11 protein-coding genes, 1 tRNA gene and 1 riboswitch are annotated in these 11145 nt (G+C 62.4%); of the genes, 10 read left to right on the top strand and 2 right to left on the bottom strand.

What is annotated here, in order from left to right:
- Window positions 1-3: 3 nt before the first annotated feature.
- Window positions 4-1251 (bottom strand): serine hydroxymethyltransferase, encoded by a 1248-nt coding sequence (gene glyA / locus QYH69_RS28305; RefSeq protein WP_308835023.1) that lies wholly within the window; start codon window positions 1249-1251, stop codon window positions 4-6.
- A 223-nt stretch (window positions 1252-1474) separates the two neighbouring features.
- Window positions 1475-1574, bottom strand: a riboswitch (ZMP/ZTP riboswitch).
- Window positions 1575-1788: 214 nt separating this feature from the next.
- On the opposite strand from glyA, the gene ydfG reads away from it, so the two are divergent.
- The 10 genes from ydfG (at window position 1789) to QYH69_RS28355 (ending at window position 9773) form a co-directional block, all read left to right on the top strand.
- Window positions 1789-2535 (top strand): bifunctional NADP-dependent 3-hydroxy acid dehydrogenase/3-hydroxypropionate dehydrogenase YdfG, encoded by a 747-nt coding sequence (ydfG, locus tag QYH69_RS28310; RefSeq protein ID WP_308835024.1) that lies wholly within the window; start codon window positions 1789-1791, stop codon window positions 2533-2535.
- A 71-nt stretch (window positions 2536-2606) separates the two neighbouring features.
- Window positions 2607-3113 (top strand): tol-pal system-associated acyl-CoA thioesterase, encoded by a 507-nt coding sequence (gene ybgC / locus QYH69_RS28315; protein WP_308835025.1) that lies wholly within the window; start codon window positions 2607-2609, stop codon window positions 3111-3113.
- Window positions 3114-3268: 155 nt separating this feature from the next.
- Window positions 3269-3946, top strand: coding sequence for a protein TolQ (gene tolQ / locus QYH69_RS28320; protein WP_075158024.1), 678 nt, complete (start codon window positions 3269-3271; stop codon window positions 3944-3946).
- A 10-nt stretch (window positions 3947-3956) separates the two neighbouring features.
- Window positions 3957-4406: a protein TolR gene (gene tolR, locus QYH69_RS28325; RefSeq protein ID WP_075158025.1), complete on the top strand. Its 450-nt coding sequence runs from the start codon at window positions 3957-3959 to the stop codon at window positions 4404-4406.
- Window positions 4403-5419, top strand: coding sequence for a cell envelope integrity protein TolA (tolA, locus tag QYH69_RS28330; RefSeq protein ID WP_308835026.1), 1017 nt, complete (start codon window positions 4403-4405; stop codon window positions 5417-5419). Before tolR ends, tolA begins: the two co-directional genes overlap by 4 nt.
- A 196-nt stretch (window positions 5420-5615) precedes the next feature.
- Window positions 5616-6908 (top strand): Tol-Pal system beta propeller repeat protein TolB, encoded by a 1293-nt coding sequence (tolB, locus tag QYH69_RS28335; protein ID WP_308835027.1) that lies wholly within the window; start codon window positions 5616-5618, stop codon window positions 6906-6908.
- Between the two features lie 19 nt (window positions 6909-6927).
- On the top strand, window positions 6928-7434 hold the full coding sequence (gene pal / locus QYH69_RS28340; RefSeq protein WP_075158028.1) for a peptidoglycan-associated lipoprotein Pal: 507 nt from the start codon (window positions 6928-6930) through the stop codon (window positions 7432-7434).
- Window positions 7435-7449: 15 nt separating this feature from the next.
- Window positions 7450-8199: a tol-pal system protein YbgF gene (ybgF, locus tag QYH69_RS28345; RefSeq protein ID WP_308835028.1), complete on the top strand. Its 750-nt coding sequence runs from the start codon at window positions 7450-7452 to the stop codon at window positions 8197-8199.
- A 167-nt stretch (window positions 8200-8366) separates the two neighbouring features.
- Window positions 8367-8442: transfer RNA gene (locus QYH69_RS28350), tRNA-Lys, on the top strand.
- Between the two features lie 782 nt (window positions 8443-9224).
- Complete coding sequence (locus QYH69_RS28355) at window positions 9225-9773, top strand: lytic transglycosylase domain-containing protein (RefSeq protein ID WP_308835029.1); 549 nt, start codon at window positions 9225-9227, stop codon at window positions 9771-9773.
- 22 nt (window positions 9774-9795) lie between these two features.
- Here QYH69_RS28355 and QYH69_RS28360 read toward each other — a convergent pair.
- Window positions 9796-11145: chitinase (locus QYH69_RS28360; protein WP_308835030.1), on the bottom strand; the 1350-nt coding region annotated here is incomplete at its 5' end.

Below are 11145 nucleotides of genomic sequence, written 5' to 3' on the forward strand. Positions count from 1 at the left end.
CGGCTAGCGATAGACCGGGAAGCGCTTCGTCAGCTCGGCGACTTGCGTTCGCACGCGCTCGATGGTGGCGGCGTCTTCCGGATTGTCGAGCACGTCGGCAATCAGGTTACCCACCACTTCGGCTTCCTTGACGCCGAAGCCGCGCGTCGTCATGGCGGGCGAACCGAGGCGAATGCCGCTCGTCACGAATGGCTTTTCCGGGTCGTTCGGAATCGCGTTCTTGTTCACCGTGATATGCGCGGCGCCGAGCGCCGCTTCGGCCGCCTTGCCGGTGATGTGCTTCGCACGCAGATCGACCAGCATCACGTGGCTCTCGGTGCGCCCCGAGACGATGCGCAGGCCGCGCTTCACCAGCGTTTCGGCAAGCACGCGTGCGTTCTCGATCACGCGCTGCTGATACTCCTTGAACTCCGGCGACAACGCTTCCTTGAACGCCACGGCCTTGGCGGCGATCACGTGCATCAGCGGTCCGCCCTGGATGCCGGGGAAGATGGCCGAGTTGATCGGCTTCTCATACTCGGCCTTCATCAGGATCACGCCGCCGCGCGGGCCCCGCAGGCTCTTGTGCGTCGTGGTGGTGACGAAGTCGGCGTGCGGCACCGGGTTCGGATAGACGCCGGCGGCAACGAGACCTGCGTAATGCGCCATGTCGACCATCAGATAGGCACCGACCGCCTTCGCGATTTTCGCAAGCCGTTCGAAGTCGATGCGCAGCGCGAACGCAGACGCGCCCGCGACGATAAGCTTCGGCTTGTGTTCGTGAGCAAGCTTCTCGGCCGCTTCGTAATCGATGTCTTCAGCCGCGTCGAGCCCGTAGCTCACGACGTTGAACCACTTGCCCGACATATTGACGGGCGAGCCGTGCGTCAGGTGGCCGCCATGCGCGAGGCTCATACCCATGATCGTGTCGCCGGGCTTGAGCATGGCGAAGAACACACCCTGATTCGCCTGCGAGCCCGAGTTCGGCTGCACATTCGCCGCCTCGGCGCCGAACAGCTGTTTGACGCGGTCGATCGCGAGCTGCTCGACGATATCGACATACTCGCAACCGCCGTAATAGCGCTTGCCCGGATACCCTTCCGCGTACTTGTTCGTGAGCTGCGAGCCTTGCGCGGCCATCACGGCCGGGCTCGTATAGTTTTCCGACGCAATCAGCTCGATGTGTTCTTCCTGGCGACGGTTTTCCTGCTCGATCGCCTGCCAGACTTCCGGGTCGACGTTCGCAATGGTGCTTTGGGCTTTATCAAACATGTGCGTTCCGTTGAGAATGTTCGGTTGACCGTGATTCCGCACGTGCATATGCGTTCGATCTTGCGCATGACAGCATACAAAGCGGCACGCGAAAGGCGTGCGCAAAGCGCGCAAGCTCACGCGCGGTGCGGCAGGAAACTGGAAGCCTGGATATGCGGACTGCAGAGGCGCCGCACACGCGAGGCAGGCCAGCGACCGGCAGCACGAAGAATTGCGCGCGGATCACAGCTGCCCAGGCGAACGGCAAAACGGAGCCCCGCGCTTCACGGTGGGTTGTTCCACCTTGAACCCGTAGGGTTCTATCGCCAGTCACGCAGGGATGAGCGCGTTAGTTTATTGGAAGCGCATCGAATAGGCAACCTGCCCCACGGCGCCTGCAGCGACGCAAAAAAGCCTGACGAATTCGCTACTTGCGCCCACTTTGCGGCGCCCGGCACGAGATCCGGCGGCCCGCCCGATCCGGCCGTCGCGGCGCGGTTGATCGGGCGCCGCAATGGAAGTAGGCTTGTCGCCTTTCTCAACCCACCGGAAACTGGAATGATCGTCTTTGTCACCGGGGCGTCTGCCGGATTCGGCGCTGCCATCGCGCGTGCTTTTGTCAAAGGCGGCCATCGCGTCGTCGCGACCGCGCGCCGCAAGGACCGCCTCGATGCCCTCGCCCGCGAACTCGGCGAGAACCTGCTGCCGCTGCAGCTCGACGTGCGCGACCGCGCGGCTGTTCAGGCGCTGTCGGGCGCACTGCCCGACGGCTTCGCCGCGGTCGACGTGCTGGTCAACAACGCGGGGCTCGCACTCGGGCTCGAGCCGGCCCACAGGGCCGATCTGGACGACTGGGAAACGATGATCGATACGAACTGCAAAGGCCTCGTGCAAGTGACGCGCGCGTTGCTGCCGGGCATGGTCGCGCGCAACCGCGGCCACGTGATCAATCTGGGTTCGGTCGCAAGCAGCTGGCCGTATGCCGGCGGCGATGTGTACGGCGCGACCAAGGCGTTCGTTGCGCAATTCAGCCTGAATCTGCGCGCGGACCTGACCGGCACCGCGGTGCGCGTGACCGACATTCAGCCGGGCCTGTGCGGCGGCACCGAATTCTCGAACGTGCGGTTTCGCGGCGACGACGTGAAGGCTGCGGGCGTCTATAAGGACATGCAGCCGCTCACGGCCGAAGACATCGCCGAATCGATCTTCTGGGTCGCCACGCGCCCGGCGCATGTGAACATCAATTCGATCGAATTGATGCCGGTTGCGCAGTCGTTCGCCGGCCTGTCGGTTCATCGCGGCTGACCACGCCCGGAGCGGGAAAAGTGAATGAAACAAGTGCCAAAAAAGCAGGCAGCCTGTCAGGTTCCGGTAAAATGCGCGGCATGAAAACTTCTGGCAGTCAGCCCGGCGCCGAAATCGGCTTCTCATGGCCGATTCGCGTGTACTACGAAGATACGGACGCCGGCGGCATCGTGTTTTACGTGAACTACCTGAAGTTTTTCGAACGCGCACGCACCGAATGGCTGCGCGCCTGCGGAATCGAACAAGGCAGGCTCGCGAGCGAAACCGGCACGCTCTTCATCGTCCGCAGCACGGCACTCGACTACCGGTCGCCGGCGCGCCTCGACGACTCGCTCGCGATCGTCAGCCGGATCGAACGGCTCGGCCGCGCAACGGTCGATTTCGTGCAGGAAGCGTGGCGCGAGGATACGCTGCTCGCCACCGGCACGATCCGCATCGGCTGCGTCGACGCAGCGGCGCTGCGGCCCGCCGCGATTGCGCCGGCCGTCCTCGCCGCGTTGCGGCGCGGGCCGCCCGGTTCGGGCGCAAGCACCGGCTCGAGCAATACAACGACAGGCATGTCAACGGCTAACGAGTGAGCACCGTTGTTACCTGGCCAGTGAACTCGTAACGGTCAGAACAAGACCAAGCATGGTTCGGCGAAAGGGTTCGCCGAAGCTTCCGGTTCTCCCACCGAACGCTTCGATCCGCCTTTCAGCCGGACGCCCCTAGCGGGACGTTACAGCGAACCTATATGAACACTACACAAGATCTATCGATCATTTCCCTCGTTCTTAATGCGAGCCTGCTGGCCCAGGCAGTGATGGCGCTCCTGCTGCTGCTGTCTCTGATGTCCTGGACGTTCATCTTCCGCAAGTGGTTCGCAATTCGCCGCGCACGCGGCCAGACCGAACGCTTCGAGCGCGATTTCTGGTCTGGCGGCGACCTGCAGGCGCTGTATCAGAGCGCCGCGAACAACCGTCATCGGATCGGTGCGCTCGAGCGCATTTTCGAAGCCGGCATGCGTGAATTCCTGAAGGCCAAGGAAAAGCGCCTGAACGATCCGGGCGCGATTCTCGATGGCGCGCGCCGCGCAATGCGGGCGGCTTTCCAGCGTGAAATGGACGTGCTCGAAGCGAATCTCGCGTTTCTCGCGTCGGTCGGCTCGGTGAGCCCTTACATTGGTCTTTTCGGCACCGTCTGGGGCATCATGAATGCGTTTCGCGGCCTCGCGAACGTGCAGCAGGCCACCCTCGCGAACGTCGCGCCAGGCATCGCCGAAGCGCTGACGGCCACCGCAATCGGCCTGTTCGCCGCGATTCCTGCCGTGGTCGCGTACAACCGCTACGCTCACGATATCGACCGCCTCGCGATCCGCTTCGAGACCTTCATCGAAGAGTTCTCGAATATCCTGCAGCGCCAGGCGCACTAAGGAGTCCACGATGGCCGGTTCATCGATCCGTTCCAGCATGCGCGGCGGCCGTTCGCGCCGCGCGATGTCCGACATCAACGTCGTGCCGTATATCGACGTGATGCTCGTCCTGCTCGTCATCTTCATGGTGACGGCGCCGCTCGTCGCGCCGTCGATCGTCAATCTGCCCACCGTCGGCGGCGCCGCGCCGCAGCAGCAGACGCCGCCCGTGGTCGTGAATATCCGCGCCGACGGCAACATGAGCGTGCGTTACAAGGACGACGCCGGCACCACGCAGCAGGAAACCATGACGCGGGCCGACCTGAACAGCTTCGTCACCGACCGCGAGCAATCGCATCCCGACCAGCCGGTCGTGATTGCCGCCGACAAGACCGTGAAGTACGAGGTCGTGATGAACGTGATGTCCGATCTGAAAGCGCGCGGCGTCAAGCGCGTTGGATTGCTCGTCAAATCGCAATGATTCGCCAGAAATCCGCTTATCCGTTGCAGCCGCCGCGTGAGCGCGGCACGTGGCGCGCGTTCGCGCTCGCGGCGTTGATGCACGTGCTGCTCGGTTTCTTTCTGTATCACGGCATCCATTGGCAAAACAGCACGCCCGCGGGCGCGGAAGCCGAAATCTGGACGTCGGTGCCCGATCTGTCGACGCCTCGCGTCGCTCCGCCCCCGCCCGCCCCGGTCGCGCCCGCTCCGCTTGTGCAGGACGAGGAGGCGGACATCGCGCTCCAGGAGAAGAAACGCAAGCAGCAGGAGGCCGCGCGCGAAGCACAGCTGGCCGAGCAGCAACGGCAACAGCAGTTGCAGGCGCAACAGGAAGCCGAAGCGAAGCGTCAGCAGCAGCTCGCCGCCGAACAGGCTGCGATGGCCGCGGCGTTGAAGAAGCAGCAGCAACAGCAGCAGGCGCAAAAGCTCAAGCAGCAACAGCTGGCCGAGCAGCAGAAGCAGGATCAGTTGAAAAAACAACAGCAGGAAGAGCAGCAGAAGGAGCAGCAACAGAAGGAACAACAGGCGCAAGCCGACGCGCAAAAAAAGGCCGAAGCGGAAAAGGCAGCGAAAGCGAAGGCAGCGGCCCAGGCCGAAGCGGCGAAGAAGCTCGACGCAGAGCGCCGCCAGCGCCTCGCGGCACTGCAAGGCATGGCGGGCGGCGAGGGCTCCACCGGCAATGGCCTCGCGAAGAGCGGCACGGGCAGCGGCGCGGGCGGCAACGCCACGTCGCCCGGGTACGCGGAGAAAGTGCAACGGCGCGTGCGGCCGAATATCGTCTGGGCCGGCGACACGCAAGGGCTCGAGACCGTGGTCTCGGTGCGCTGCGCGCCGACGGGGACATTGCTGTCGGCAACCGTCACGCGCAGCAGCGGCAATTCGCAGTGGGATGACGCGGCGCTGCGCGCGGTCCAGCGTTCGGATCCGATGCCGCAAGACACAAATGGGAAGACACCGGCCAGTTTTACCATTACGCTGCGTCCGGCGGGTTGATGTGGGGTAAGCGGCGCATGCACGTATCGGTGGACCGAACGCGACGCGACATGCGCGGACGTGCCCCGGCCCTTAAGGCATGCTGAAAGCTGTCAGCGAGGCCTGGTACGGCCGGCAAGCCTTCGGGAACGATTTCTGCGTGCTTGTGTCTGTTTGCAGTTGTGAAGGTTTTTGTACTTTGGGGAATCGATAAAGCATGAGTTTGATGACGAAGCTAGGCCTGCGAACACTGGTGGCGTCATGCCTGATTACGGCAGGCGGTGCGGCACATGCACAGCTGAACGTCCTCGTGACGGGCGTCGGGTCCACGCAGTTTCCGATCGCGACCGCGAATTTTGCCAACGAAACCAGTTCCCCACAGCAGATCAGCACGATCGTACGGCAGGATCTGCAACGCAGCGGCAAGTTCACGAATATCGACGCGGGGTCCACGCCGGTTTCGGAGAGCGATACGGTCGACCTCGGCAGCTGGAAGGCCAAGGGTGCCGATGCGTTCGTCGCCGGCAGCGTGACCAAACGCCCCGACGGCCAGTATGAAGTGCGCTTCAAGCTCTACGACACGGTCAAGGGCGAAAACCTCGGCGGTCTCGTACTCGTCAGTCCGGAAAGCGGTCTGCGCATGAGCGCGCACAAGGTAGCCGACTACATCTACGCGAAGCTGATGGGCACACGCGGCGTCTTCGCCACGCGCCTTTCATACGTAATCAAGGTCGGCAGCCGCTACCAGCTGCAAATCTCCGACTCGGACGGGCAGGACGCGCATATCGCGCTGTCGAGCCCCGAGCCGATCATCTCGCCGGCATGGTCGCCGGACGGCACGAAGGTCGCGTACGTGTCGTTCGAGAAGAAGAAGCCAATCGTTTATATCCACGACCTGCCGACCGGCCGCCGCATCATCGTGTCCGATCAGAAGGGTAACAACAGCGCGCCGGCGTGGTCGCCGGACGGCCGCACGCTCGCACTGGCCCTTTCGCGCACCGGCAACACGCAGATCTTCGCCGTCAATGCGGACGGCAGCGGTCTGCGCCGCCTGACGCAAGGCAGCTCGATCGATACTGAGCCCGATTTCTCTCCGGACGGCCAGACGATCTACTTCACGAGCGACCGCGGCGGTCAGCCGCAAATCTATAAAATGCCGGCCGCGGGCGAAAACGCGGGCGCTGCGCAGCGCGTGACCTTCACCGGCAGCTATAACACGAGCCCTCGCGTGAGCCCCGACGGCAAACAACTCGCGTATATTTCGCGCACCGGCGGCGGTTTCAAGCTGTACATCCAGGATCTGCAGTCGGGCGTCGCGACGGCGCTCACCGACACAACACATGACGAATCGCCGAGTTTTGCGGCGAATGGTCAGTACATCCTTTACGCCACTCAGGTGAACGGCCGTGGCGTGTTGGCCGCTGTATCGACCGATGGTCGGACGCGGCAGGTCCTGTCCGTTCAGGGTGGCAGCGTGCGCGAGCCGTCCTGGGGCCCGTTTATGCAATGACACACAAGGAGAGTAAAACATGAAGTCGAAATTGCGTCTTACCCTGGCCGCGCTGACAGTTGTCGGCGTGCTCGCAGCTTGCTCGTCGACGCCCAAGCCCACGAGCACGACCGCGGGCAACATCAACGCCCAGCCGAATCCGAACGCGGTCGCCCCGGTCACCGTCGACGAACTGAACAACCCGAACAGCCCGCTCGCGAAGCGCAGCGTGTATTTCGATTTCGACAGCTACTCGGTGAAGGACGAATACCAGCCGCTGCTGCAGCAACACGCGCAGTATCTGAAGTCGCATCCGCAGCGTCACGTGCTGATCCAGGGCAACACCGACGAGCGCGGTACGAGCGAGTACAACCTCGCGCTGGGTCAGAAGCGTGCGGAAGCCGTGCGTCGCGCGATGTCGCTGATGGGCGTGCCCGATCAGCAAATGGAAGCCGTGAGCCTCGGCAAGGAAAAGCCGCTTGCGACCGGTCATGACGAAGCTTCGTGGGCGCAAAACCGCCGCGCCGATCTCGTCTACCAACAGTAACGGGTAACGCGCCGTATGACACACCGTTTCTCCCGGCTGCGGCTCGCCGCAGCAGCGTGCGCGGCAGGCATGGCTTTCACGGCCATGCCGGCGCATGCAGGCCTGTTCGACGACGACCAGGCCCGCCAGGCGATTCTCGACCTGCGCACGAAGACCGACAGTCTGACAAACCAGTTGTCGGCCGCGCAGCGAACGATCCTCGATCAGTCGAACCGTCTCGACCAGCTTAACCAGCAGGTCGCGACGCTGCGCGGCCAGAACGAAGATCTGACGAACCAGCTGTCTATCTTGCAAAAGCAGCAGAAGGACTACTACTCCGACCTCGACGGCCGGCTGAAGAAGTTCGAGCCGCAGCAGCAAACGGTCGACGGCGTGCAGGGCATGGTGCAGCCGGGTGAAACGGACGCGTTCAACGCGGCGTCGCAGCAGTTTCGCAACGGCGACTTCAAGGGTGCCGCTGCATCGTTTCGCAGCTTCATCTCGAAGTATCCGCAAAGCCCGTATCAGCCGACCGCACAGTACTGGCTCGGCAACGCGATGTACGCACAGCGCGACTACAAAGGGTCGACCTCGATCTGGCAAGGGGTCGTGAAGAACTACCCGGACAGCCCGCGCGCGCCCGAAGCGCTGCTCGCCATTGCGAACAACCAGCTCGAGCAGGGCCAGAAGGCCGCCGCGAAGAAGACGCTCGAGCAGATCGTCGCGCAATACGGCAATTCGGATGTCGCGCAATCTGCGCAAAGCAAGCTTTCGCAGATCAAGTAGTGTGACGGCCAAATCCGGCGTGCCGCCGCGGCAAGCGGCGGCAGCGTCGATTTACCGGGCTTCGCGCGGCCGGTCTCACATTGCGCTATGGCATCGACAGGCGTGAATAGGCCTCTATAGCCTTGACACTGCCGTAGGGCTATCGCTATAATCTCGCTTCTCTTTTGGGGTCGTTAGCTCAGCTGGTAGAGCAGCGGACTTTTAATCCGTTGGTCACTGGTTCGAATCCAGTACGGCCTACCAAAAACCGCATCAAGCAAAAAGCCCGGTCGTCTCGACCGGGCTTTTTGTTTTTGTACGCGTCTTTTGCAAATACGAACTCATCGTGGCGCGCGATGCGCACCCAAGCCCGCTCGCTGCGCTTGGCGCGTGGAGTGAATTAATTAGCCACCCTTATTTTCGATAAACTCCCCGCCTGTCGAAACGTATCGGCATCAATCGATACTGGCGATGCCTTTGAATCTGCACTAGATTCAATTCACCGATCGTCGCACAAGCCGTTTTGCACGTTCGTTTGCCGCTAGCAAACCTGTTACGTGCATGCATGCACGAGACTTCCGGATAATCAACGCAAAGCACAAAGAGACAGTATGTGCTGCTCACTCGCCGCCGAACAGAACAGGCTCGCCGGACACAAGCCGCTTCTTGCCTGCACGCTTCCACTCGCACTACTCGCGACGCCGCCTTGCCATGCGATGCTGAAGTGCCATGGCAGCGACGATACCGTTAGTTATGCGACGGAACAGATAGCTGGAGCGACATGCGCTTCGATGAAAACCGTTATCGATCGAACAAGCGCGGTCCGAGCGCCGCTTTACGGCAATGGCAAAACAAGCATCGCTTTCAGCGGCAACGGTTTGCCTCGCACCGCTAGCGCGACGGCGGTTTCCGTGCCGCATTCAGCGCGTCGTTCGATACGGTCTTATGCAGTGCCGATGCATTTCTATATCGCGCAGTCCTCCAGCGCTCGCACCGCGTCCCCGGTAACCAGACCAGCTCATGCACCACCAACACCACCGGCAACCATGTATTCCTACATCGAAGACGGCATCCACTACTACTCGAGCAGCAAACCGGTCGCATTGCCATCAAGCGTGCCGCTGGTGCAATTGCATTTCTCGACGACATGCTTCCTCTGCGCGCCGACGCGAGACATCGACATCGCATCGCTCGCACTGAATACGCACGCTTATCAACGTGAAATCGAAGCCGCCGCGCTCGATTTCGGCGTCGATCAAGCGCTCGTGCGCGCGGTGATACACGCGGAATCGGGTTTCCAGCCCGAGGCGATTTCCGTGGCGGGCGCCCGAGGTCTGATGCAATTGATGCCGGCCACCGCGGCCCGCTTCGGCGTGCACGACGCGTTCGATGCCTCGCAAAACATTCGAGGCGGCGTCCAGTATCTGGCGTGGCTGCTTGGGCGCTTCAACGGCAATCTCGATGAAGCACTGGCCGGCTACAACGCAGGCGAAAACGCAGTCGGCCGCTATCACGACGTGCCGCCGTATCCCGAGACGCGTGACTACGTCTCGCGCGTGAAGCTGCTCGCGAATCGCTACCGCAACACGCGCTAGCGTCCGTATGCGCGCTGCGCATTCATTTCGTGTTGTCGATCACGATCTGACCGTTGTATTCGACCTTGCCTCTGAAGAAGTAATCGGTGCATGCCTTATAGTCTCCCGGCGTGATCAGCGAAAAGGGCATCTGATAATCGACGAGCTTGCAGCCGGTCACTGGCTTGCCGTTCGCCCATGAGTAGTCCTTGTCCAGATACGCTTGGGTCGCGGCCGCCGATCCTTCGGCGAAGCCACGCATATTCGCGCATCCGAGCGGCTCGTCGGAGGGAATCGTCACATTGAGTTCGCGCGCCATCTCCTTATAGGCCGCTATGCGGTTCTGCACCTGCGATCGCTCGGCGCCTCCACCACCGCATTCGATACCGCCATTGATGATGTATACGGTCGCGCCGAAGCCCGGCTTCATGTTGTTGGCGAGGTCGACATTGTTGGGCTTCCACGTGCCGTCGATGACCCACGTCATCGGCGGCTTCGGCGTCTGCGGCGTGACGGCGAACCACACCGCGGACGCGAAGTTGAGCCACGCGTCGGCGACGCGGCCCGGATTATCGAGCAGCACGTTCGGATCTCCATAGAGCGCCTGCGAAAAAGGACCGAAGTTATAGTTCCACGACAGTTGCTTGGCACCGCGCCCGAAGTAGTCGAGATATTGACCCTTGCTGTTTTTCGCGCACGCATAGAAGATCCAGTTCGTTGCATGCGACCCCGGCGCGCACTGCTGATACGCGCCCACCGCCGAGCCTTCCTCATAGCCGGACTCGCGCAGATACCAGAGCGCCTGCCGCCATGTCGGGATCGCCGCATCCTGCGGCATCGTCGCGAGCACCGGATTGTTGTGATCCGGATAGCCGGATCTGGCCTGAGCCGGCGTTAGCGATGGCCAGTTCGCGCCGGTTTCCTGAACGAAGTGCGCAAACGATGTGGCGAGCAGCTTTCGACAGATTGCATTCGCATCACGCCCGTCCTTGTAATCGCCGCAATACGCGGGGAACTTTGCGATGCCCCGCAGGAAGTTCAGGTAGGAGTAGGCGATGTTCCTTATCGGGAACAGCTCGTTGAACTTCTGCTCGCTGACGATCGACTCGACCCGCTTCACGTTCGACGGATTGGCGGCACGCCCGGGAACGACGGCATCGACATCGCTATCGGGCAGCACGCGCAGCGCGTCGCGCAGGATCTCGATGCGCCCTTGCGATTGGGCGACTAACGCGCTTTCGGCTTTGCTGAAGTCCGCGGCGGTGGGATAGCCCGCAGGTTCCGCGATATAGGTGATCTTCGGCTTGTAGGCGGCGGGGGTTGGGGTTGGGGTTGGGGTTGGGGTTGGGGTTGGGGTTGGGGTTGGGGTTGGGGTTGGGGTTGGGGTTGGGGT

Source organism: Paraburkholderia sp. SARCC-3016, from assembly GCF_031119615.1.
Taxonomy (GTDB): domain Bacteria; phylum Pseudomonadota; class Gammaproteobacteria; order Burkholderiales; family Burkholderiaceae; genus Paraburkholderia.